Raw genomic sequence first — 23,523 nt, 5'->3', positions numbered from 1 at the left:
AAGGATTGTATTTGAAGGCATTGGAGATCCAAGGGTTCAAGTCTTTTCCGGAGAAGACGGTGCTGACCTTCGGCGCCGATATCACCGTGATTGTGGGGCCCAACGGATCCGGAAAATCCAATATAGCTGATGCCATCCGGTGGGTGATGGGGGAGCAGTCTACCCGCACACTTCGTGGCAACAAGATGGAGGACGTCATTTTTGACGGCACGGCCAAGCGCAAGAGCCTGGGCTTTGCAGAGGTGACGTTGGTGCTGGACAACAGCCAGCATCTGCTGGCTCTGGACGAGCAGGAAGTGGCGGTGACACGCCGATACTACCGTTCCGGGGAGAGCGAATACTACATCAATCGCCGCTCCTGCCGCCTGCGGGATATCAATGAGCTTTTTATGGACACTGGCCTGGGCCGTGAGGGCTACTCCATCATCGGCCAGGGTAAGATTGACGAGATTCTCTCGGTGAAAAGTTCTGATCGGCGTGAGGTGTTTGAGGAGGCAGCCGGCATCTCCAAGTTCCGCCACCGCAAGGAGGAGGCAGAGCGCAAGCTGGAGCGCACCCAGGAAAACCTGGTTCGTATCAACGATAAAATCGACGAACTTGAGCTGCAAGTGGAACCTTTGCGGGTTCAAGCGGAGAAGACGAAAAAGTATTTGGTCATGCGGGATGAGCTGCGTGGCCTGGAGATCTCCGTGTGGCTGGAGCAGCTGGAGCAGCTCAGAGCCAATGGCATCCAGTTGAAAACGGCGCTGGACACCGCCACGTCCCAGAGAGAGGCGTTGCGTGGGGAGCTGGACAGGCTGTATCAGCTGGCAGAGGACTACGCCCACCAGATGCAGCAGCAAGAGGTGCAGGCTGAAGAGATCCGGCGGGCTCAGAGCGACTTGGAGCAGCAAGTGCACCAGGGACAGAGTCAGTTGGAGCTGTTGCGCAGGGATCAAAAAAACAACACCGAGAATATCCGCCGCATCCAGGATGAGTTGGAGCAGCAGGCGGGGCGGGCAGGCTCCTTGGCCCAGCAGGTGGCTCAGCGCAGGCAGCGACTGACCCAGGTGGAAGAAGAGATGGCTCGACTTCAGACTCAGTTGGACGGGCTGGAGGAGAAGAGCAGGCACCTCATGGACTCAGTGGGGTGTCTGGATGAAGAGCTGGCCCAACTGCGGGAGCGGGAGCGTCTGGAACAGGCATCTGCCGGAGAGGCCAAGGCGTTGCTGTCTGCTCTATCCGCTGCGGGCCAGGAGCTGATGGACCGGGAGGAGAGCATTTCCCGGGAACTGTTGGAAGAAGAGGCTCGGAAACGAGAACTGGAACAGGAGCAGGAGAGGAGAAAAGAGCAGCTGGTCCAGCTGGAGACAGAACGGGACAGCATTTCCAACACTGTATCGGGCTACCAGATGCGCCTGCAAACCCGTCAGCGCAAAGCCCAGCAGGCCCAGGAGGCGTTCCGGCGCCTGGAAATGGAACAAAATAACCTGCAATCACGGATCCATATGCTCTCTGAGATGGAAAAACTCTACGAGGGATATTCCAAATCGGTGAAGCTGCTGATGGGGGAGGCCAAGCGGGGGAATTTGTCCGGCATACGTGGCCCGGTGGCGGGACTGATCCACGTTCCGGATGCCTACGCAGTAGCCATTGAAATTGCCCTGGGTGGGGCCATGCAGCACATGGTGGTGGAGCGGGATCAGGATGCCAAACAGGCCATTGGCTGGCTCAAACGCCGGGATGGCGGGCGGGCCACTTTCCTGCCCATGAATACCATTCGCCCGGGTAGCCTGCGAGAGAGCGGGCTGGAGGATCAGCCCGGTTACGTGGGGATGGCCAACGAACTGATCGAATACCATCAGGATTACCGCAATGTGATGTCCAACCTGTTGGGGCGCATCGTGATCGCCCAGAACTTGGATCAAGCCATGGCTATGGCCCGCCGGTATGGGCATCGGTTCCGCATCGTCACCCTGGACGGCCAGGTGCTCAATGCAGGAGGCTCCATGACCGGCGGATCTACCTCCCGCTCGGCGGGGATCCTCTCCCGTACCAATGAGTTGGAGCGGCTGAGAGGGCAGATGAACGCCCTGACCCAGGAGGCGGCGGGGGCCAAAGAACAACTGGCCCAGGCCCAGCGGGAGCAGACTGCGGCCCAGTATGAGCTGGATGCCGCCATGGCCCAGCTGCGTCAGGCAGAGGATGGGGTGCTGACCTACTCTCAGCAGGTAGAGCACGCTGCCCAGCAGTTGACGCAGGCCCAGCAGCGCTGCGAGGCGCTGCGCCAGGAGCGCAGTGGGCTGGAGCGGCGCAGCCAGGAGAATATGGAGGCTGCTGCCCAGGCCAAGGCACGAATCGCACAGCTGGAAGGAGCGGCAGCGGATCTCCAGGCCCAGTCCCAGGATAAAAGTCAGGGTCAGAGTACCTTGCAGCAGCAGCTGGATGCGTGCAGCCAGGAAAAAGCCGCCCTCCGGGCCCAGTTTGCGGGGTTAGAGGGAGAACAGACTGCCATGCAGGCCAACCTCAGTCAGCTCGAGCAGCTGCAGCGGGACATCTCCGGGGACACCGCAGGCCGTCAGGATATGATTGCCAGGCTGGAGGAGGAGAACCAACAGATCCAGCAGCAGATGATCCAGCAGGACAGGCAGGTACAGGCGCTGCTGGGGCAAAAAGAGGAATCTTCCCGCAAACTCACTGGGGTCAACCGGGACAAGCTGGAGCTGGAAGGAAAGCGCAATCAAGTCGACAAGTTGGCCCGGGAGAAAAACAATGACCTGCTGTCTATGGAGCGGGAGGTCTCAGTGCTGGAGCAGAAGTCCATGGCGGCAGCCATGGAGGAGAGCCAGATCCTGGACAAGCTGTGGGAGAGTTATCAGCTCTCTCATGAGGCGGCTCGTGCTCAGCGGGTGGCGCTGGAGTCAGTGGCTCGGGCACAGCGGCGTATCGGCGAGCTGAAACGGAGCATTTCCGCCCTGGGCAGCATTAACCCGGACGCAGTGGAGGAGTACCAGCGCATCTATGAGCGGTACAGCTACCTGACGGGTCAGCGGGACGATGTCACTGCATCTAAGCGGGAGCTGGAGGAGATCATCCGCCAGATCACCGGGGAGATGAAGGAGATCTTCCAGGAAAAATTCCAGCAGATCCGGGAAACCTTCCAGGAGACCTTTCTGGAGCTGTTCCGGGGTGGAAAGGCCACTCTGGAGCTGGAGGACCCGGAAGATATTCTGGGCTGCGGCATTGAGATCAAGGCACAGCCGCCGGGAAAGGCGTTAAAAATCATCAGCCTGCTCTCTGGTGGCGAAAAGGCCTTTGTGGCCATTGCTCTGTACTTTGCCATTTTGAAGGTTCGACCCACCCCATTTTGTGTCATGGACGAGATCGAAGCGGCACTGGACGATGCCAACGTGGTGCGCTATGCCCAGTATCTGCGCCGCATGAGTGACCGAACCCAGTTTATTGCCATCTCCCATCGCCGAGGCACCATGGAGGAGGCAGATGTATTGTATGGTGTGACCATGCAGGAGCAGGGGGTCAGCCGCATTCTCACGGTCAACCTCAATGAGATGGAGCAGACGTTGGACCTGAAGGATTAACCAAGAGCAGAGGAGAGACAATATGGGCTTTTTTGATAAAATTAAGAAGATCGGTATCTTTAACGGCTTTTCCCAGCTGGATGATGACTTTTACGACGAGTTGGAGGAGTCTCTGGTGATGGCAGACATGGGTGCGGAGACCACCATGGAGGCTGTGGAAGAGCTGAAGCAGCGGTGTAAGCGTAACAAAATCAAGGACACCGAAGGGGCCAAGGCGTGCATGAAGGAGATTCTGGCAGAGCTGCTCATGGTGGGTGATTCCAACGTGAATATGAGCAGCACCCCTGCTGTGGTGCTGTTTATCGGCGTCAACGGTGTGGGCAAGACCACCTCTATTGGTAAGCTGGCTGCCCGGTGGAAGGGAGAAGGAAAGCGGGTGCTGTTGTGTGCGGGAGATACCTTCCGAGCTGCTGCAGCCGATCAGCTGACCATCTGGTCTGAGCGGGCTGGGGTGGATATCATCAAGCAGCACGAGGGTGCAGATCCCGCTGCCGTGGTGTATGACGCCATGAGCGCTGCCAAGGCTAGAAAGGCCGACGTGGTGCTGGTAGATACCGCCGGACGACTACACAACAAGCAGAACCTGATGAATGAGCTGAATAAGATTTCTCGAGTCATCGACCGGGAATGCCCTGACTCCAGCCGGGAGACCCTTCTGGTGCTGGACGCCACCACAGGCCAAAACGGGCTCATTCAGGCCAAGCAATTTGGAGAGAGCGCAGGTATCACCGGCATCGTGCTCACCAAGCTGGACGGCACCGCCAAGGGTGGCATTGTCATTGCCATTGCCAAGGAGCTGGGTGTACCCGTGAAGTATGTGGGCGTGGGTGAGCAGGTGGGCGATCTGCAGCCCTTTGATGCCAAGGCGTTTGTGGAGGCGCTGTTGTAATGGTTTGGATGATTGTAAGCCTTTTGGTTGTGGTATACGGCGTCTGGTATGCCGTCAATCCACGGCCCTATTTGCAGCGGCGAATGGGACGCAAGGACGTCCCCGAGCAGTCGGTGAGGACAGCCCGCATCGTGGGAATTGTCCTGGCGGTGCTGGGGGTTGCAGCGGCTTTGTGCCAGGTGGTGGCCCTGGGCCTTGCTGGATAAATGTAAGGAGGAATGAACATGACTCGTTTGGATGGAAGAGCTGTGGATCAGCTGAGAGACATTCAATTTGAAACTAATTTTGTGAAGTTCCCTGAGGGAAGTGTACTGGTCAGCTGCGGCAACACCAAGGTGCTGTGCTGCGCCAGCGTGGAGATGACAGCACCCCGCCATGTCCCTGAGGGCACTGGTTGGGTGACAGCGGAATATTCCATGCTGCCCCGGGCCAACCGGGAGCGTTCCCGGCGGGACGTATCCAAGCTGAAGCTGTCTCCCCGTTCTGCCGAGATCCAGCGACTCATTGGCCGCTCCCTGCGGGCGGCGGTGGATCTGACGATGCTGCCGGACATGACCATTACCGTAGACTGTGATGTACTGCAAGGAGATGGCGGAACCCGAACCGCCAGTGTGACCGGCGGCTTTTTGGCCTTGGCCATGGCCTGCAACAAGCTGGTGAAGGACGGCGTGCTCCCTGTTTCTCCGGTGAAGCACTATGTGGCTGCTATTTCCGCCGGCATCGTGGACGATGTGCCCATGCTGGATCTGTGTTATGAGGAGGACTCCTCCGCCATGGTGGACCTGAACTGTGTCATGAACGAGGAGGGGGCCTTGGTGGAGCTGCAAGGTACCGGCGAGGGCCGGGCATTTACCTTGGCTGAACAGCAGCAGTTGGTGGCTTTGTGCCAAAAGGGCATTGGTGAGCTCATCCAGCGTCAAAAGGAGATTCTGGAGGGATTGAAATGAAACTGGTACTGGCCAGCCAAAATGAGAAGAAGCTCAAAGAGATGAATGATATTCTCTCCAACCTGGGCATTGAGGTATGTCTCCAGTCCCAGCTGGGGGTACATGTGGATGTGGAGGAGACAGGGGACACCTTCGAGGCCAATTCTCTGCTCAAGGCTCATGCGGTGATGGAGGCCACAGGGATGCCTGCCATTGCCGACGACTCTGGGCTGTGTGTGGATGCCCTGGGCGGTGCCCCTGGGGTGTACTCCGCCCGATACGGCGGGCCTGGCCTGGACGATGCAGGGCGCTATCGGCTCTTGCTGGAGAACCTGCGGGGACAGAGCCCCCGCACCGCCCGGTTCGTCTCGGTGATCACCTGCTGCTTCCCCAACGGCGACGTGCTTACAGCCCGGGGAGAGTGTGAGGGCACCATCGCCTATGCACCCCAGGGACAGGGGGGATTCGGGTATGACCCGGTGTTCTTCCTGCCCCAGCGGAAAAAGACCTTTGCCCAGCTGACGGCGGAGGAGAAAAATGAGATCTCCCATCGAGGGAAAGCCCTGGCCCTGTTTCGGGAGAAGCTGCAAGAGTACCTAAACAAGTAAAAGGAGTTCAAATATGGATTTGACAAGTAAGCAGAGAGCTCAGCTGCGTGGGCTGGCTAACAACATTGACACCATTCTCCACATCGGTAAGGATGGTATTGGAGATAACCTCATCCGCCAGGCGGATGAGGCACTGGAGGCTCGGGAGCTCATCAAGGGCAAGGTGCTGGAAAACTGTATGCTCTCCCCCCGGGAAGGGGCAGAGGAGTTGGCCCGTGCCACTCGGAGCCAGGTAGTGCAGGTCATCGGTACCAAGTTTGTGCTCTATCGTGAGACCCACAGCAAAGAGAAGGACAAGCGCATCAAGTTGGTGAAGTAATCTTTGGCAGATATTATCCAGAGGGAAAGGAACGGGGTGTCAAGATGAAAATCGGCATTTACGGTGGAAGCTTCAATCCTCCCCATTTGGGGCATATGGCTGCGGCCAGGGCCGCCATGACCAGCCTGGGCTTGGACCGGCTGGTGCTGGTGCCCAACAGTCAGCCACCCCACAAGCAGCTTCCACCGGGCAGTCCCACTCCCCAGCAGCGCATGACCATGACGGCCTTGGCTGCTGACCAGCTGGGGCCGCAGGTGGAGACATGGGACGTGGAGATTGCCAGGGCAGGCAAAAGCTACACGGTGCACACACTGGAACAGGCGAAAGTCCGATGGCCCCAGGATGAACTGTGGCTGCTCATGGGGTCAGATATGTTCCTTACACTGGAGGAATGGTATCAACCAGAGCGGATCATGGAGATGGTGGGGATTTGTGCCTTTGCCCGCACGGCCCAGGATGTGGAGCGGTGTGAGGCGCATCAAAGAGAATTGAGCCGTCGATATCAGGCAAACATCCGTATCATCCCCATTCCCGATTTGCTGGAGGTTTCATCGACCCAGATCCGGGATATGTTGACTCGGGGTGAGGGGCGAGACTTTCTGTCCCAGCCGGTATATGGATATATCCTGCGGGAAAAGCTCTACCATACCCATGCAGATTTGGCCAACCTATCGGTGGAGGATCTGCGTTGTGTGTCCAACTCCATGGTCAAAGCCAAGCGGCTGGCCCACATTAAGGGCACGGAGGAGGAGGCTGTCTCTCTGGCTGCCCGATGGGGTGCCGACGAGGATCAAATGCGCCGGGCAGGTATTCTCCACGATTGCACCAAGTATTTTACTTTGGAAGAGCATCTGCAAATCTGTGACCGATACGGTTTGGCGCTGGACGATATGGAGCGGGGTGCAGTGAAGCTGCTTCACTCCAAAAGCGGTGCAGCGCTGGCTCAGCATGTGTTCGGGCAGGAGCCTATTGTGTGCCAGGCCATCTCATACCACACCACTGGGCGGGCAGATATGACGCTGGAAGAGATGATCCTGTATATGGCGGACTATATCGAGCCAAACCGTGACTTTGACGGGGTGGAGGAGATGCGGACTCTGGCCTATCAGGATTTGAAGGCGGCTATGCTGATGGGAGTGGAGATGTCCATGGAGGACATGCAGGAGCGAAATCAGCCCATCCATGCCAATACTCTGGATGCCTATCACTGGCTGAAAAACGAAATGAAAACCAAACACCCGTGACGGGTGACCATGAAAGGGGAACTAGCATTGTTAACATCCAAGGAAATGATCGCTGTGGCAGTTCAGGCTCTGGACGCTAAGAAGGGTAAGGATATCAAGGTGCTTTATACCGCCGACCAGACGACCCTGGCAGACTACTTTGTTCTGTGCACAGGTACTTCCAGCACACAAGTGAAGGCTTTGGCAGACGCTGTGGAGGATGCCATGACTCGTTCTGGGGAGGAGCCTCATCACGTGGAGGGCCACCGGGGTGGCCAGTGGACGCTGCTGGACTATTCCGCCGTGGTGGTGCATGTGTTTACCGAGGAGGCCCGGGAATTCTATGCTCTGGAGCGTCTGTGGTCGGATGCCACCCAGGTGGGCCTGGAAGAGTATCTAATCAAGCCGGAGAATTGATCCGTGGAAGAAAAAAACCACCGTGTCTTGTAAGACACGGTGGTTTTTTGTAAAATTCAATATCAGATTAGTAGTTGATAGCCCGGCGCTCAAAATATGCCTGGGGATGAGCGCACACAGGGCAGACCACGGGGGCGTCGTTGCCCACATGGACGTGGCCACAGTTGCGGCAAATCCACACAGTCTGCTCACCAGCGGAGAAGACCATGTCATTTTCCAGGTTGGCCAGCAGCTTCAGGTAGCGCTCCTCGTGCTGCTTTTCGATGACGGCCACACCCTCAAACAGAGCGGCGATGCGGTCAAAACCCTCCTCACGGGCGGTCTCGGCCATCTCCTTGTACATGGTCACCCACTCATAATTCTCACCCTCGGCAGCAGCCTTCAGGTTCTCACGGGTGTTTCCGATGCCGCCAAGCTCCTTGAACCAGATCTTGGCGTGCTCCTTCTCGTTCCCGGCGGTCTCCTCAAACATAGCGGCGATCTGCTCGTACCCTTCCTTCTTGGCCTTGCTGGCAAAGTAAGTGTACTTGTTGCGAGCTTGGCTCTCACCGGCAAATGCAGCCCACAGGTTGGCTTCAGTCTTGCTTCCCTTGAGTTCCATGGTAGTACCTCCTTTTGTAATGCTCATGATATGAGCTTGCCTTTATCATACTACGTCACAGCATTTGAGGCAAGAAAAAATGTTTAATTATTTTTTTAATTTTGACTCATACTTCTACTATCATCAGAAGGAGTGTGAGGATATGAAACACAGATTATCCATTGTAGTATTGTCCGTTTTGACCGCATTGATGTTTACCGGGTGTTCCAGAAGTCCTGTGGAAGTGACACCCTCGCCCAGCCCGTCCGTTGAGGTACCCAATGATGCTGATCAGGGCGGAGGAGCCGGGGGAACCAACGACAAAAATAACGACGGCACGCCGGATGCCACCCCGGACCTGGATGAACGGGTGGAAGATGATATGGAGGACGTCAAACAGGACGTGGAGAATGGGGTCGACCAAGTGGAGGACGACGTTGAGCGCGGTGTAGATGATGTAAAGCGTGGCATGGAAGATGCAGCGGATCAGGCACAAGATGAGATGACCCGCATGAAGGATGAGGTTTCTCAGTCTGCGAACTGATAAAAAAGCAGCGGCCAAGGGGAATCCTTGGCCGCTGCACAGACTGTCTAGAAACATAAACATCATACAGGAAGTCCTGACCATCTTGCACGGGGAAAGCCCTCGGCAGAGTTTTCCCGCCCCCAGGCGGGAAAATAAATTGAAATCCCGTTTTTTCCGGGGACATGCGCATCGGAAAAAACACTTCTCAGCCCGCCAGTGTGGCCTTGGGTCGCTCTTTGACCCAAGGGTGCATGCAGCGGGCTGTATCCTCTCGAAAAAATGCTTGCATTTTTGAGAAGCGTGTCGAACTTTTTCGACACGCTCAGCAGCGGCCAAGGGAAATCCTTGGCCGCTGCACGGTTATTCTTCGTAACAGATACACTTTTCCATGGTGTCCAGAACACCGGTGCCTCCGGGCTCCTCGCCAATTTTGTGAAACTCATGGCGGAGATAAAAGTTTTTGGCCCGATGGTTTTCCGGGGCACAGCGCAGCAACAGTCGCTTGCGGCCCAGCTTTCGATAAGAGGAGATGGCCTGCCCCAGCATCTGAATTCCCAGACCGTGGGAACGGTAGGGAGGGAGTACATAGAAGAAGGGGATGCGGCCCACCCCTTCTTCGGCCTGCTGCTGCCAGTCCATTTGGAGAATACCCACGGGACGATCTTCCAAAAGAGCCAACAGTACACTCTCAGGGGCATACTCGGAATTGCGGCACATAACATCCAGAAAAGTATCAGGCGTGAAATGTTCCATAGTTCCGTGGCTGGTCAGCCATGCCTCCTGCCGGGCTTGCTGGTAAAACTCAGTCTCCTGGGGCAGCTGCAGGGGACGGAAACGCAGGGAGGTGTGTTTCAGATTCTCCAACATATCGACACCGGAGTTATTCTTGGGGTGAATGCGGTTGGCCAGGTCACCCAGATGGCTGTTGTCGTTGTAATAGTCTACCCGAACCTGTTCGCCCTGAACCTCCAGCTTTGCTACACATGTGTTGTCACCCAGAGCCATAGTTCCCATCTTTTCCAGTGGAACACCCAGCCAGCCGGACAGGGCGGCGCGTATGGCACTGCCGTGGGAGAAGATGGCCACGGTCTGGTTGGGGTGGGAGGCGGCGATGCTGGTAATGGCGCACATCATCCGTTCCCGTACACCGGGGAAGGTCTCGCTTCCATCCACATGCCACTGAGGGTCGCAGAGAAAAAACTTTCGTAGATTTTCCGGATCGGCGTGAAGCAAATCACCCCAGCTGCGATCCTCCCAGCAGCCTGCACCGATCTCACGCAGATCTGTATCCAGGCACAGGGGCAGCCCCCGGGAGAGACAGACGGCCTTGGATGTCTCCATGGTGCGGGTCAGGTCGCTGGAGTAGGCGGCATCAATGGTGACACCTTCAAAGCGGGTGGCCAGAGCCTGCACCTGACGGTTGCCAAGAGCTGTGAGCTTTCCATCGTACCATCCGTGACAGCGACGATATAGATTACCCTCTGCCTGGGCGTGCCGTATGAGATAAATTGTGGTCATGACGTTGTTCTCTTCTTTCGTGGGGCAATTACCAGGGGCGTACGCCGCCGGTGAGTTGGGCGATGGAGTCCAAGCCCTGGGTACGAGCCAGCTCCAGCAATCCGTCACGCACCTTGACAGGGGTGTAGGGGTCAGCAAAACAGGCGGTGCCTACGGCCACGGCATTGGCACCAGCCAGCATCAGCTGGGCAGCGTCGTCGGCCTTAGACACGCCGCCCATGCCCAGAATGGGCAGATTCACAGCCTGGGCAACTTCCCACACCATGCGCACGGCCACAGGAAGCACGGCAGGGCCGGACAGACCGCCGGTGTTCATCTTCAAAATGGGACGGCGGGTGTTGGTGTCAATGCGCATGCCTCGCAGGGTGTTGATGAGGGAGAGCGCATCTGCTCCGGCATCAGCCACGGCCCGAGCGATCTCGGTGATGTCGGTGACGTTGGGGGAGAGCTTTACCATCACCGGAACGGTGGAATGGGACTTGGCCATGTGAGTGACCTCAGCGGCCAGTTCAGGCTTGGTGCCGTAGGCCAGACCGCCTGCCTTGACGTTGGGGCAGGAGATGTTCACCTCAATCATGTCCACGCCAGCAGCAGACAGCTTTTCGCACATTTCACCATACTCTTCCGGGGTGTTGCCCGAGATGTTGGCAATGACCTTCACATCATACTGACGCAGGAAGGGCAGTTCTTCGGCTATAAAAGTGTCCACACCGGGGTTTTGCAGGCCCACGGAGTTGAGAATGCCCATGGGGGTTTCGGCAATGCGGGGGGCGGGGTTGCCCTCCCGACGCTGGGCAGTGAGGCCCTTGACACAAATGCCGCCCAACTCAGACAGATCATAGAACTGACCGTACTCACGGCCAAACCCGAAGGTACCGGAGGCAACCACCACAGGGTTTTTCAGCTCCACACCGGCCAAATTGACTTTCATGCAGGGGTTAGTCATCCCAGGACACCTCCTTGGCATCGAATACAGGGCCGTCCTTACAAACATGCTTCTGATGGCCATCAGCGCCCTTACAGGCACACACCAGACAAGCGCCTACACCACAGCCCATGCGCTCCTCCATGGAGACCTGGCAGGGGATGCCAAAAGTCTCGGCCACCTTAGCCACAGAGCGGAGCATGGGCTTGGGGCCACAGGCCAGCACGGCGGTATAATCGGAGCTGCGCTCCAACTCCTCACGCACCAGGGCGTCCACAAAGCCGTGGTGGCCCATGCTGCCATCGTCAGTGGCTACCCGCACCTGCTCACAGCAAGTGGCGAACTCCTCTACCAGCATGGCATTGGCAGCGGAGCGGAAGCCCAAAATGGCGGTGTTGCGCTCCCCGGCGTGCTTGGCGCAGCCCAGCATGGGGGGCACGCCGATGCCGCCGCCTACCAGCAGGTACCGGCCCTGGGGCTCCATCTGGAAACCACGGCCCAAGGGGCCCAGTACATCCAGATTTTCGCCCACCTGGCGCTGAGCCAGCCAGCGGGTGCCCTCACCTCGGGCTTCAAAGACCATGCGGATCAGATCGCCGTCCACAGACCAGCTGCAGATGGAAATGGGGCGGCGCAACAGCAGGCCCTCTCCACAGCGCACGTGGACAAACTGGCCGGGACGGGTGATCTGAGCGGCCATGCCGTGGCTTTGGAAGGTCATGGACACGCCGCCGGAGGGAAGCTGGACAGCTTCCACGATGGTGCAGCTTTGTTCAACAGTCATAGTGTTCTCCCTCTCTCTTGATTTAGCGCACGGTGATATACTCTTTCAGCTCGTCTCGCATCTTCTCAGCGGCAGCACGAGCAGCTTCCTGGTAGTCTACGCCGTCTTTGCCGGTTTTTTTCCAGGCGCACATGATGGAACGAGAGGCATTGATGATGGCGCCTCGACCCAGATCATCGAAAGCGTTGCGCACGTCCTCGGCGGTACCGCCCTGGGCGCCATAGCCGGGAACCAGGAAGAAGGTCTTGGGCAGGCGCTCACGCAGCTCCTTGAGTACGGCGGGGTGGGTGGCGCCAACCACAGCGCCCAGAGCCTGATAGCCGCAGCTACCCTCGGTGCCCTTGCCCCACTGCTCGATGAGGTCACCCATGACAGTATAAATCACACGATCGCCAGCCATCATGTCCTGGAGATCAGCAGAGGAGGGGTTAGAGGTCTTAGCCAGGACGAAGGCAGACTTGTTGTGAGCCACGCACTCCTTGAGGAAGGGATTGATGGCATCGGAGCCCATGTAGCCGTTGAGGGTCACACAGTCTGCGTTGAAGGAGGGCAGAGCGCTGCTGCCTACCTGGGTGGTACCCAGCCAGCCTTCAGCATAGGCGGTGGCGGTGGTGCCAATGTCGCCGCGCTTGATATCAGCAATGACATACAGCCCCTTGCTCTTGGCATAGGCCATCACGTCCTCCATGACCTTCATACCACGCCAGCCCAGCATCTCAAAGTATGCGGCCTGGGGCTTGACGGCGGGGACGACGTCGCACAGGGCGTCAATGAGACCACGGTCAAACTCACCGATGGCCTCAGCGGCGGCCTCCAGGGTCTCGCCCAGACGGTCGGTGTACTTTTTCAGAATGTGAGGGGGCACATACTCCACCCGGGCATCCAGACCAGCCACGGTGGGGTTTGCTTTTTCCTTGATCTTCTCCTGCAAAATATCGAATGACATAGCTTAATCCTCCTGATATATGATCTGACCCATGGAAATGGTATATTTGACTTTACCTTTGAGCTGGAAGCCATGGAAGGGGGTGTTGCGGCCCTTGGAGGCGAAATCCTCTTTGTTTACAGTCCACACCCGGTTGGGATCGAAGAGAACCAGGTCGGCGTGACGCCCAACCTGAAGGGAGCCTTTGGGCAGGCGCAGCAGGGAAGCAGGGGCTGTGCTCATGCGGTTGATGACTTCCATCAAGCTCATGTGACCGGCGTGGTAAAGGTAGGTCAGGGCCAGTCCCAGAGAGGTCTCCAGGCCCACCATGCCGCTGGGTGCCTTCTCCAGGGGCTGGGCCTTCTCCCAGGCGCAGTGGGGGGCGTGGTCAGTGACGATGGCATCAATGGTGCCGTCTTTCAGACCCTCCAAAATGGCGGCTCTGTCCGCCTCGGTTCTCAGGGGGGGATTGACCCGGGCCATGGTGCCCTGGCGAAGGATCTCCTCCTCAGTGAGGGTAAAGTATTGGGGGCAGGTCTCGCAAGTGACCGCCACACCATCAGCCTTAGCTTTGCGGATGATGTCCACGGTGCCGGCGGTGGAGATGTGGCAGATATGGACCCGGGCTCCGGTGTCCTTGGACAGCATCACATCCCGCATGACCTGCAATTCTTCCGCAATGGCAGGACGGCCGGGCAGGCCCAACTGTCGGGAAACAGCACCCTCGTTGACCGCATAGTTGCGCACCATGTCCCGATCCTCGCAGTGATCCAGAATGGGCATGCCCAAGGTACGGGCTTGCTGCATGGCCTGGCGCAGAAGGGCCAAGTTCTGCACGGGCACTCCATCATCGGTGAGGGCGGGAACACCAGCCTCCCAGAGGGCGTGGAAGTCGGTGAGGGCTTCGCCCTTTTGACCCTGGGTGACAGCTGCAGCGGGGTAGACGGTGATACCGGTGCGGGCGGCTTTTTCTTTCACCTGAGCTACCATTTCCGGGCAGTCGGTGGCAGGACGGGTATTGGGCATGGCCACCAGGGTGGTCACGCCGCCCCGGGCAGCAGCAGCGCATCCGGTGGCGATGGTCTCTTTGTCTTCAAATCCCGGCTCTCTCAAATGCACATGGAGGTCTACCAGGCCGGGGGCAACCACCAGGCCACTGGCGTCCAGCACCGAGCAGTTATCTTCTGGTGTGGGCAGGGACTCTCCTACGGCGGCGATGCGGCCGCTGTCCACAAGAACATCGCAGATCTGATCCAAACCAGAGGAGGGATCCACCACGTGTCCACCTTTCACCAGTAGTTTCAAATTCATCACTCCTAAGACCTTAACAAGTCGTGTAAATATATTCGTACTATTATACATGAAAGACAACAGTGGTGCAATTATAAATTGCAAAAAAACAATAAAAAACGACAAAAAATCGACAGGCATCTGACGCTGCTTGTCGATTTTTGCATGATGGAAACAGTATAGGTGCCAGTAAGACATGGGGCCCCACACGGTGGGGCGGCGCTTATGCGCCGTACAAGTGTTTTCGCCAGGGGCGAAAACCTTGGCGCAGGCGGAATTGACTTCCACCGAGCATTGAAATGAACCTGCGCCCCAAAATAAAAACACCTGCTTTTGCAGGTGCTTTTATTTTGGTACGGCTGGAGGGATTCGAACCCCCGACCTTTTGGTTCGTAGCCAAACACTCTATCCAGCTGAGCTACAGCCGCATATAAACTTTTGGAGCTGGTGACGTGACTTGAACACGCGACCTGCTGATTACGAATCAGCTGCTCTACCAACTGAGCTACACCAGCATTCCTGTCATGCCTTCGTGGCAGAGGCGAGGCTCAAAAGCTTGCTTATTCTAACATGAGTGTCGCAGAATGTCAAGTCCTAATTTTGAAAATTAGCGAGATCCAAAGAAATAGCAGATGTGAGTAAAAGTTGCCCCCTCCATCAAAGAAAGACGGAGGGGGCATGGTTTTCAAAAGAGAGAGGGAGGAGTTGTCATTTCTGACAATGTTAGAATACCATATTTCTCATTGGGTAGTTGGACATTCTTTGAAGAAATTTTGAAATAATTATGAATAACTCAGATGCTGTCTTGTGGAGGCGGGGGAACAGGTGAAACCGGCTTGCGGGCCAGAGTTTGCAGGAGGCTCCAGGCTGGCATGGCCTGGTCAGGGTCGGAGATGGAAACCCAGATATGTTCCCATGGAATTTCGGAGTTTGGGGGTTGTATCTCACACCAAGGTGATGAAATCTGCGCTTGCATAGCCTTCTGTCCCATCAAAGGAGACCAGATACCAGTCCTGCCACTGGTTGAGGATGGTGAGGGTGGCCCCGTCATAGGCTTTTGCGATGACGGGAGCTGAGAGAGAGGGGCGGGAACGGATGTTGAGGTAGCCCCAGTTTACATCCACGACCCCTTGTCTTGGCTCATTGGGGGTGAGAAAGGGAATCTGGAAGTACTCGGCCAAGGCCCTGACAATGGTTTGGGCGATAAGATCCAGGTTGGTCTGTACCCACACAGCGTCGTCCAGGTTGTCATGGTAGCCAAGCTCCAAGAAAACAGATGGGGCGCGGGTGAGTCGGACTTCTCCAATGGAGGTGGTGGGCTCGGCCCGAACCAGTTGGGGGAGGGGATAGATTTCTTTGAGTTGATCGGCCATGATGTTGGCGGCTTTGGTGCCCTGAACGCTGCCGGGATAGTGGAACACCAACACGCCCCGATTTTGACCCTCCTGTCCCGGCGGTGAGGCATTGGAGTGGAGGGCCAGATGCAGATCATAGTTGCCTGCGTTGGATGCCCGAATCGAAGATGCAGCGGTCATATCGGGGGTGTTGCGGGAATATCGGATGCCTGTGGCGTCTAGGTATGGCACCATGGCATCTGCAAGACGGTTCATCCATTCCTCTTCGCTGCCGCCGTTGACGTATAGATTACTCTCCTGGGTGGAGGGAGATAGATAAATGATTGGCATAATAATACCTCCTTCAACCCAGTGTATGCCCTTTGGTGCAAAGTGACAGCCCTTCCCGGAGCTTCTGCCGGGAAGGGCTGGTTTCACATATGGGAATAGAGAGTCTGAGCAAGACCAGAGAACTCCTCCAGCCCCAGCTGCTCTCCACGGACGGTCTCGGGAAAGTCGCACAGGGTTAGAATTTCCCGCAGCTGATCTTTGCTCAGCTGGCTGCCATAGGCAGAGGAGAGGGCGTTGAGCAAGGTCTTTCTTCGCTGGGCAAAGGCGGCCCGAATGACGGCAAAAAGCTGCTTGGGCGGACAATCCACAGGGGCAGTGTCTCGCAGAGTCATGCCGATCACCGCAGAAGTCACCTTGGGGGCGGGGAGGAAGCACTGGGCAGGCACCTCAAAGAGATATTCGCAGTGGGCGTGGTACTGACAGAACAGGGAGAAAGCGCCAAAGTCCGAAGTGCCGGGCTGGGCACAGATGCGCTTGGCCACCTCCCGCTGGATCATCACAGTCACCCTACGGAAGCAGCCGCTCTCCAGCAGCAATGTGATGACAGGGGTGGTGATATTGTAGGGCAGATTGGCGCAGGCCATAGGAGTAAGTCCCTGGAACTTCTCCTCCACCAGCTGGGGAATGTTCAGTTTCATCACATCCCCGGGGACGATCTCTACGTTTCCAAAGCCCCCTACGGTTTCCTCCAAAATGGGCAGCAGAGACTTGTCCAGCTCCACGGAAACCACTTTGGCCGCTTGCTGGGCCAGTTGAACGGTGAGGGGGCCGATGCCGGGGCCAATTTCCAAAACACCGCAGGTGTTGTCCAGCTGAGCGCTATGGGCAATGTCCCGGGGCACCCAGCTTTCAATGAGAAAGTTTTGGCCCATGGACTTGGAAAAGTGAAAGCCGTGTCGGGCCAGCAGCGCTTTAATGTCAGATAAATTGGTCAGATCCATGTGTCGTTCTCCTTTGCCAGCAGGGCTGTGCCGATGGCGGTGGCGCAATCGGCCTGGGGGGCGATGAAGTAGTTGGGGCGGTAAAACTGAGTGAAGACCTGGAAACGTTCCTTTGCCTGGGGCAGCTGGGTGAGAGCGCCCAGCAGTACCACGTCGGACACCTGGTGAGCACCGCAGGCCAGCATAGCCATGGTGCCGGTGCACTCCAAGACCAAATTCAACAGTCCCGCTGCCCAGTCAGCCTGGGTGGAGCCAGGAGAGGCCTTGGCCAGATTTGAGGAGGTGAGGGTAGGATCCAGGGTCTCAGACCCTGCAAACAAATCCCCAATGCGCAGGTCTACCTGGCCGACGTCACCGTGGTCTGCCAGTTGGAACAGTTCATCCGGGGTGTTGACTCCCAGCAGTCCACGGCCCAGTCCCATGAGAGTGCCGCCGCCGATCCCCGTGCCACCCAGATGTGTGTACCGCCCATTTTGTGCCAGAACAAAGGTGGTTCCGGTGCCCATATTGACCACCAGGGCATTGTCCTTCCCTGACAGGAAGCATCCCCCGCATCCAATAGCGTCCAGTTCAGAGACGGTGCATTGGGGCAATTTCATAGATTCTGCCCCACATCGGGTGCTGTTGAGTCCCGTGAGGGCCACATGTGAGATGGGAAGGGATAGAATCCCAGAGCGTTCCAAGGCCAGACGAAGGGTATGGGCGGTGTCAATTCGGTTGGGCTGGTAGTAGGTGGCGCAGATGGTCTCGCCGTCCAGAACTGCCAATTTAACAGCGCTGGTTCCGGCATCTATGCCCAAAATCATGGCAGGCACCTCGCTTTTTTATTTTAGACGAAGCTCGTAGGCCACCTGGCGTGCGCCTTGGCGCTCCAGATTTCCCCGATACTGAAAATTCATGGCTTTCATATGGGCCAGCAGTTCCTTGTCCTTCTTGCTGACAGCCATGCGCAGCCAGGGCATCCCCGCCTGCTGGCCTAGCGTTTCGGCCTGTTTCAGCAGCTTGTTCACCAAATTGGTGTGAATCAGGGATGGATCTTGCCCGTGAAGGGAAAGAAGCAGACTGGGCTCCTGGGCAGACCATTTGCCGTCCTGAATGCCAAGGTCATCATCTGCGCTTATGGGAGTCAGGGAAATGCAAGCAGCGGCCTGGGTGCCGTGCCACACGATGTAGCTGTGTTCTGGCATAGGCGTGGTGTGGGGCCAGGAAATTGCATTCCAGTCCTCTGGGGAGGCAGGAGAGCAGGAGACGGGGTGGGGAAGAGGCTTTTGCAGCTCTTCGGCCTGAATTTCGGATAGCAGCTTCTGATCCTCTTTGGAGGATAGATCCAACTTGGCGTACAGATCCGGACGGCGGTCCCGGGTACGGATGATGGATTGCTTGCGCCGCCACCGCTCCACTTTTTTGTGATCGCCGCAGGTAAGCACCTTTGGTACTTCCATGCCGTGCCACTGAGCGGGACGAGAGTATTGGGGATATTCCAACATCCCGTTCCAGTGGCTCTCGTCCTCAAAACAGGCGTCATGGGAGAGCACTCCGGGGATGAGGCGGCATACGGCGTCTGCCACAGCCATGGCGGCTATTTCACCGCCGGTGAGCACAAAGTCGCCCAGGGAGATCTCCTCGTCCACATAGCCGTCAATGAATCGCTGGTCGATTCCCTCGTAGTGGCCACAGACCAAGATCAGATGGTCATGTTCCCGGGCCAGCCGTCGGGCATCTTCCTGGGTAAAGGTTTTGCCGCAGGGGGAGAGATAGATGGTGTGGGGCTTGGTCTCATGCTGCTGGCAAATGTGACTCCAGCACTGGTAGAGAGGGTCTGCCTGCATCACGGCACCCTGGCCGCCCCCGTAGGGATAGTCGTCCACCTGCTTTTGCTTATTTTTGGTGTAGTCTCGAATTTGGTGGGTGAGAATGCGGATGTAGTCCCGCTCCTGAGCCCGACCCAAAATGGATTCGCTGAGTACATCCCCCACGGTGTCGGGGAACAGGGTCATGATATCAATGTGATACACGCCGTTCACATCCCCTCGATGAGACGAACTTTGATGTAGCCCCCATCCACATTGGTCTCCAGAATAAATTCAGGGACGGCAGGGATGAGAATTTGACGCTCTCCCTCCACCACATATACTTGCTGGCGGGAGGGGGAGAGGATGTCCTTCAAGGTGCCCAACTTGGTGCCTTCTTCATCCACCACGTCCAAACCGATGATGTCAGCCAAAAAGAAGGCGCCTTCAGGAAGGTTGGCATCCTCACGGCGGATATGCACCACCTTGTTTTTCAGCAGCATGGCGGTGTTGACGTCGGACACGCCTTCCAGCTGGGCGATGACGCTGCCCTTGTGCACCCGAGCGTTTAACACCTTTATCGGGCTGCCGTCAATGTACAGGGTAGAGAATTGGCAGAGAAATTCGGCGCTGTCCGCCCAGGGGACGATCTTTACCTCACCACGGATGCCGTGGGTGTTGACGATTTGTCCGCACTCCAGATAGGGATGGATCATAATAGGTTCACCTCTTAGTGTAAAAATCAAAAAGGCGGGGGCAAGCCCCCGCCTCAGCGGCTGTATCAGTCGATGATATCAACTGAAACCTTTTTGCCCTGACGCTGGGCAACCGAGCGCATCAGCGCCCGAATTTCCTTGGCGATGCGGCCCTGACGGCCAATCACCTTGCCCATATCCTCGGCGGCTACTCGCAGCTCCAAAACGGTCTCTGCGGGAGTCTCGTGCTCGGTCACAGAAACCTGGTCCGGATGCTCCACCAGGTTTTGGGCAATATAAGTGAGCAATTCCTTCATGAGGACCTCCAATCGTGCGCTTACAGGCCAGCCTTCTTCAGCAGGTCACGCACGGTGTCGGTGGGCTGAGCGCCGGTCTTGATCCAAGCCTGAGCGCGCTCCACATCGATGTTGACAGCAGCGGGATTCTGGCGGGGATCATAGGTGCCCAGTTCCTCGATGAAACGGCCATCCCGGGGATAACGGGAGTCGGCAACCACAACACGGTAGAAGGGAGCCTTCTTAGCACCCATTCGACGCAGTCTGATCTTAACCATTGTATTTTCACCTCCATAGATTCTATCGTATATGGCAATGTCCGTGGGGGACAGAAACCAACCTTAAAAGGGTAACCCCATGCCTTTGAAACGGCTGAGCAGGCCTTTGGCCTTCTTGGGGTTGGAAAATTGACGGGTGAGCATCTGAATACCCTCAAATTGCTTGAGCAGGCGGTTGACGTCCACCACTTGGGTACCGGAACCGGCGGCAATGCGCTTTTTCCGGCTGGAGTTGAGCACAGAGGGATTCTCTCGCTCATAGGGGGTCATGGACTGGATGATGGCCTCGATTTTGGCCAGGCCACGCTCGTCCACATTGAGATCCATCTTTTTGCCGTTCATGCCAGGGAGCATGGCGGCGATGTCCTGTATGGAGCCCATCTTCTTGACCTGCACCAGCTGATCGTAGAAGTCGGCCAGGGTAAACTTGTTTTTGCGCAGCCGCTCCATCTGCTCAGCGGCCTTTTTGGCATCCAGGCTTTGCTCCGCCTTTTCAATGAGGGAGAGCACATCGCCCATGCCCAAAATGCGGCTGGCCATGCGGTCGGGGTGGAAGACTTCGATGTTGTCCAGCTTTTCGCCGGTACCGGCAAACTTGATGGGCTTGCCAGTGACGGAGCGAATGGAGAGGGCGGCACCGCCTCGGGCGTCACCATCCAGCTTGGTGAGCATCACGCCGTCAATATCCAAAGCCTCGTCAAAGGCCTTGGCGGCATTGACCGCATCCTGACCGATCATGGCGTCCACCACCAACAAGATCTCGGTGGGGTTGACTGCGGCTTTGACGGCCTTTAGCTCATCCATGAGCTGCTCATCAATGTGCAGCCGGCCGGCGGTATCCAGAAACACCATGTCGTTGCCGTACTTTTTTGCGTGTTCTACGGCAGCTTTGGCGATGTCCACCGGGTTGGTCTGGCCCATTTGGAAGACTGGAATGTCCAGTTGCTCACCCACCACTTCCAGCTGCCGGATGGCGGCAGGGCGGTAGATGTCACAGGCGGCCAGCAGAGGACGCTTGCCCTGCTTTTTCATCAGTCCGGCCAACTTGGCACCGTTGGTGGTCTTACCTGCACCCTGCAAGCCCACCAACATCACCACGGTGGGCGGGGCAGAGGCAATGGTCAGTTTGCTGTCCCCACCGCCCATCAGAGCGGTGAGCTCCTCGTTGACGATCTTCACGATCATCTGCGCAGGGGTGAGAGACTCCAGTACATCGGTGCCTACGGCTCGTTCGGTCACCGAGGCCACAAAGTTTTTTACCACCTTGAAATTGACGTCTGCCTCCAAAAGAGCCATCTTGATCTCTTTCATAGCGGCTTTTACGTCGGCCTCACTGATGCGGCCCTTACCACGCAGGCGGCGGAAGGTGGCAGAAAGTTTTTCAGTTAAGCTTTCAAATGCCATGGCTTACTCCTGTTCCAGCTTGGCGGTATGCTTCTTAATGCTCAAGGCGATTTCCTCCAAGGTGGAGGCGGTGCAGGAGCCTGCACGCACGGCCTCAAGCAGTCGATCCGCTGCCTGGTCAATGGCCAGCAATTCTTTCTGGCTCTGATGAAAGCGACGGATCAGATGGGTTTTTTCCTCAATCTCATCCATGGCTGCCTCGGCACGCACGATCACGTCCCGGACGCCTTGGCGAGAGATGCCGTAGTTTTCGGCAATTTCGGAAAGGGATAAGTCCTCATTGTAGTAGAGGTCGTAGAACTCCTTTTGGCGGTCAGTGAGCAGATCCCCATAAAAATCGTAGAGCATGGCCATGCGGTATGCCTGATTCTTCATGGATCTCGCCTCCTTTACCGCGTTGTGTAAAGCAGCAGCGCTTTACAAGTAGATACTATACCATAGCATCCTGTCCCTGTCAAGGGAAAACACTTACCACGAATAACGTAAAAATTCACAAAATCACGGGCATTGGAGACGGCGGTTTGGGAAATGTGACGCAAAGGATAAAAAAACGGGGGAAGGGAAAGTTTGTAGTGGCAAGGGGAAGGAAATGATGTATAATATACCAATATCAAAGATGTCCCAATAGGAGGTAACCTATGGAGCGATTCCACAAGACTCTGGCCTGCGGGGTGGAGTTGGTGATGACCCAGACCGATCAATTCAAAACCGGTGTATTCAGCGTGACGCTGACGGTGCCGCTGCAAGAGGAGACAGCCACGGCCTATGCCCTGATTCCAGATGTGTTGTACCGGGGCAGTCGTCAGCACCCTGATATAGAGAGCCTGTCTGCTGCCACCGATGAGCTGTACGGGGCTTCACTGGGCCCTGCGGTGCGCCAGCGGGGGGAGAGCCAGTGCGTCGGGTTCCAGTGCAGCTTTATTGATGACCGCTATGCGCTGGATGGCATGGCTGTGTTGGAGCCGGCCATCGCACTGGTGGGGGAGATCCTGTTGGATCCTTACACCGTAGATGGGGTGTTTGACCGTGAGTTTGTCTCTGGTGAAGGGGCCAATCTGGCTGACCGCATTGGTGCCCGCATCAATGACAAGCGGGGCTGGTCCATCTTCCGGCTGGTGCAGGAGATGTGTGGCCAGGAGCGGTACGCCATCGACAAGTTGGGGGACGCCCAGAAGGCCCGCACTATGACTGCGGAAGAACTGTGGCAGCACTATCATAATCTGTTGGCACAGAGTCATGTCACCTTTTATTACGGTGGATCTGCACCCCTGGAGCGGGTGGAGCAGGCTGTGGCCGCCTCGTTTGCATCGCTGCTTCAGGACAGACAGGCCCCTGTGGAGTGCCAGGTTTTGGCCCGACCCGTGCAGGAGCAGGTGCGAGAGGTCACCGATGTGCTGGATGTGACCCAGGGAAAGCTGGCCATGGGATTTCGCACCGGTGGAATCGCAGTCAACCATCCCCTGCTTCCCGCTCTGATGGTATGCAATGCTTTGTACGGGGGTAGTGCCCACTCCAAACTGTTTACCAACGTGCGGGAGAAGATGAGCCTTTGCTACTTTGCTTCCTCGCTGCTGGATAAGATCAAGGGCCTTATGGTGGTTTCTTCTGGAGTGGAATTTTCCAAGTTTTCTGTGGCCAAGGAGGCTATCTTGGCCCAGCTGGATGCCATTCGCCAAGGTGATTTTACGCAAGAGGAGCTACAAGCCGCCACCCGCTCGGTGGTCAATGCGCTGATTAGTCGCAAGGACAGCCAGGGCCTGATGGAGGACGACTGCGTCACCGTTTCCCTCACCGGAGGAGATCCCACCGATGTGGACGACATGGCCCGACGGGTGGAGCAGGTCACCCATCAGGATGTGGTGGATGTGGCACGGGCGCTGAGCCTGGATACCGTTTACTATCTCACGGGAGAGGAGGGATGAGCGC

Annotated in this window: 25 protein-coding genes and 2 tRNA genes; 10 read left to right on the top strand and 17 right to left on the bottom strand. The window is 57.0% G+C overall.

Translation table 11 applies throughout. From position 1 onward, the window contains the following. Positions 1-5: 5 nt before the first annotated feature. Genes smc through rsfS form a run of 8 tightly spaced genes read left to right on the top strand, consistent with a single transcriptional unit; the run spans position 6 to position 7,960 of the window. Complete coding sequence (smc, locus tag H9X86_RS03640; RefSeq protein ID WP_510186721.1) at positions 6-3,578, top strand: chromosome segregation protein SMC; 3,573 nt, start codon at positions 6-8, stop codon at positions 3,576-3,578. Between the two features lie 22 nt (positions 3,579-3,600). Continuing rightward, positions 3,601-4,467: a signal recognition particle-docking protein FtsY gene (ftsY, locus tag H9X86_RS03635; RefSeq protein WP_204900219.1), complete on the top strand. Its 867-nt coding sequence runs from the start codon at positions 3,601-3,603 to the stop codon at positions 4,465-4,467. Further along, entirely contained in the window at positions 4,467-4,673 is a 207-nt protein-coding gene (locus H9X86_RS03630; protein ID WP_204900218.1) for a hypothetical protein, read from the top strand. The genes ftsY and H9X86_RS03630 overlap by 1 nt, the downstream gene beginning before the upstream one ends. Before the next feature lie 18 nt (positions 4,674-4,691). Beyond that, complete coding sequence (gene rph, locus H9X86_RS03625) at positions 4,692-5,414, top strand: ribonuclease PH (RefSeq protein WP_204900217.1); 723 nt, start codon at positions 4,692-4,694, stop codon at positions 5,412-5,414. Further along, complete coding sequence (locus H9X86_RS03620) at positions 5,411-6,001, top strand: XTP/dITP diphosphatase (protein ID WP_204900216.1); 591 nt, start codon at positions 5,411-5,413, stop codon at positions 5,999-6,001. The genes rph and H9X86_RS03620 overlap by 4 nt, the downstream gene beginning before the upstream one ends. A gap of 13 nt (positions 6,002-6,014) precedes the next feature. Then, on the top strand, positions 6,015-6,320 hold the full coding sequence (yhbY, locus tag H9X86_RS03615; protein ID WP_204900215.1) for a ribosome assembly RNA-binding protein YhbY: 306 nt from the start codon (positions 6,015-6,017) through the stop codon (positions 6,318-6,320). A 44-nt stretch (positions 6,321-6,364) separates the two neighbouring features. Next, positions 6,365-7,564 (top strand): nicotinate (nicotinamide) nucleotide adenylyltransferase, encoded by a 1,200-nt coding sequence (gene nadD / locus H9X86_RS03610; RefSeq protein ID WP_204900214.1) that lies wholly within the window; start codon positions 6,365-6,367, stop codon positions 7,562-7,564. Positions 7,565-7,609: 45 nt separating this feature from the next. Further along, complete coding sequence (gene rsfS, locus H9X86_RS03605; RefSeq protein ID WP_243416819.1) at positions 7,610-7,960, top strand: ribosome silencing factor; 351 nt, start codon at positions 7,610-7,612, stop codon at positions 7,958-7,960. Between the two features lie 67 nt (positions 7,961-8,027). On the opposite strand, the gene rbr is transcribed toward rsfS, so the two are convergent. Continuing rightward, entirely contained in the window at positions 8,028-8,561 is a 534-nt protein-coding gene (gene rbr / locus H9X86_RS03600) for a rubrerythrin (RefSeq protein WP_204900212.1), read from the bottom strand. Between the two features lie 142 nt (positions 8,562-8,703). On the opposite strand from rbr, the gene H9X86_RS03595 reads away from it, so the two are divergent. Next, the gene (locus H9X86_RS03595) at positions 8,704-9,084 is read left to right on the top strand and encodes a hypothetical protein (protein ID WP_204900211.1); all 381 of its coding nucleotides are present in this window, start codon (positions 8,704-8,706) and stop codon (positions 9,082-9,084) included. A gap of 342 nt (positions 9,085-9,426) precedes the next feature. Here H9X86_RS03595 and H9X86_RS03590 read toward each other — a convergent pair whose 3' ends face one another. The 16 genes from H9X86_RS03590 to ylxM form a co-directional block, all read right to left on the bottom strand. Further along, positions 9,427-10,584: a bifunctional histidine phosphatase family protein/GNAT family N-acetyltransferase gene (locus tag H9X86_RS03590; protein WP_204900210.1), complete on the bottom strand. Its 1,158-nt coding sequence runs from the start codon at positions 10,582-10,584 to the stop codon at positions 9,427-9,429. 28 nt (positions 10,585-10,612) lie between these two features. Then, the gene (locus tag H9X86_RS03585; RefSeq protein ID WP_204900209.1) at positions 10,613-11,530 is read right to left on the bottom strand and encodes a dihydroorotate dehydrogenase; all 918 of its coding nucleotides are present in this window, start codon (positions 11,528-11,530) and stop codon (positions 10,613-10,615) included. Beyond that, positions 11,523-12,293 carry a dihydroorotate dehydrogenase electron transfer subunit gene (locus H9X86_RS03580; RefSeq protein WP_204900208.1) on the bottom strand — a complete coding sequence of 257 codons (771 nt, stop codon included), beginning with the start codon at positions 12,291-12,293 and terminating at the stop codon, positions 11,523-11,525. Before H9X86_RS03580 ends, H9X86_RS03585 begins: the two co-directional genes overlap by 8 nt. 22 nt (positions 12,294-12,315) lie before the next feature. Then, a complete protein-coding gene (pyrF, locus tag H9X86_RS03575; protein WP_204900207.1) occupies positions 12,316-13,239 on the bottom strand; it encodes an orotidine-5'-phosphate decarboxylase in 924 nt (307 codons plus the stop codon). Positions 13,240-13,242: 3 nt separating this feature from the next. Continuing rightward, the gene (locus tag H9X86_RS03570) at positions 13,243-14,529 is read right to left on the bottom strand and encodes a dihydroorotase (protein WP_346011429.1); all 1,287 of its coding nucleotides are present in this window, start codon (positions 14,527-14,529) and stop codon (positions 13,243-13,245) included. A 330-nt stretch (positions 14,530-14,859) separates the two neighbouring features. Continuing rightward, positions 14,860-14,936, bottom strand: a tRNA-Arg gene (locus H9X86_RS03565). An 11-nt stretch (positions 14,937-14,947) separates the two neighbouring features. After that, positions 14,948-15,023, bottom strand: a tRNA-Thr gene (locus H9X86_RS03560). Between the two features lie 429 nt (positions 15,024-15,452). After that, complete coding sequence (locus tag H9X86_RS03555) at positions 15,453-16,193, bottom strand: N-acetylmuramoyl-L-alanine amidase (RefSeq protein WP_204900205.1); 741 nt, start codon at positions 16,191-16,193, stop codon at positions 15,453-15,455. Between the two features lie 83 nt (positions 16,194-16,276). Further along, entirely contained in the window at positions 16,277-17,134 is an 858-nt protein-coding gene (gene rsmA, locus H9X86_RS03550; RefSeq protein WP_204900204.1) for a 16S rRNA (adenine(1518)-N(6)/adenine(1519)-N(6))-dimethyltransferase RsmA, read from the bottom strand. Continuing rightward, positions 17,125-17,940 (bottom strand): acetate and sugar kinases/Hsc70/actin family protein, encoded by an 816-nt coding sequence (locus H9X86_RS03545; protein WP_204900203.1) that lies wholly within the window; start codon positions 17,938-17,940, stop codon positions 17,125-17,127. The genes rsmA and H9X86_RS03545 overlap by 10 nt, the downstream gene beginning before the upstream one ends. A gap of 18 nt (positions 17,941-17,958) precedes the next feature. Beyond that, positions 17,959-19,149 carry a tRNA (guanosine(37)-N1)-methyltransferase TrmD gene (trmD, locus tag H9X86_RS12860; RefSeq protein WP_346011428.1) on the bottom strand — a complete coding sequence of 397 codons (1,191 nt, stop codon included), beginning with the start codon at positions 19,147-19,149 and terminating at the stop codon, positions 17,959-17,961. Between the two features lie 5 nt (positions 19,150-19,154). Beyond that, entirely contained in the window at positions 19,155-19,640 is a 486-nt protein-coding gene (gene rimM / locus H9X86_RS03535) for a ribosome maturation factor RimM (RefSeq protein WP_204900202.1), read from the bottom strand. 65 nt (positions 19,641-19,705) lie between these two features. After that, positions 19,706-19,936, bottom strand: a complete 231-nt coding sequence (locus H9X86_RS03530) for a KH domain-containing protein (protein ID WP_162607922.1) — start codon at positions 19,934-19,936, stop codon at positions 19,706-19,708. Between the two features lie 20 nt (positions 19,937-19,956). Next, positions 19,957-20,193, bottom strand: a complete 237-nt coding sequence (gene rpsP / locus H9X86_RS03525; protein ID WP_087229767.1) for a 30S ribosomal protein S16 — start codon at positions 20,191-20,193, stop codon at positions 19,957-19,959. A 63-nt stretch (positions 20,194-20,256) separates the two neighbouring features. Beyond that, positions 20,257-21,597, bottom strand: coding sequence for a signal recognition particle protein (gene ffh, locus H9X86_RS03520; protein ID WP_204900201.1), 1,341 nt, complete (start codon positions 21,595-21,597; stop codon positions 20,257-20,259). 3 nt (positions 21,598-21,600) lie between these two features. Continuing rightward, positions 21,601-21,972 carry a YlxM family DNA-binding protein gene (ylxM, locus tag H9X86_RS03515; protein ID WP_204900200.1) on the bottom strand — a complete coding sequence of 124 codons (372 nt, stop codon included), beginning with the start codon at positions 21,970-21,972 and terminating at the stop codon, positions 21,601-21,603. 263 nt (positions 21,973-22,235) lie between these two features. Here ylxM and yfmF point away from each other — a divergent pair, with 263 nt between their 5' ends. After that, positions 22,236-23,519, top strand: a complete 1,284-nt coding sequence (gene yfmF / locus H9X86_RS03510) for an EF-P 5-aminopentanol modification-associated protein YfmF (RefSeq protein ID WP_204900199.1) — start codon at positions 22,236-22,238, stop codon at positions 23,517-23,519. Positions 23,520-23,523: the final 4 nt, after the last annotated feature.

This window comes from Pseudoflavonifractor capillosus, assembly GCF_016902575.1.
Lineage (GTDB): Bacteria > Bacillota > Clostridia > Oscillospirales > Oscillospiraceae > Enterenecus > Enterenecus capillosus_A.
This window is presented reverse-complemented; position numbering and strand designations above follow the sequence as displayed.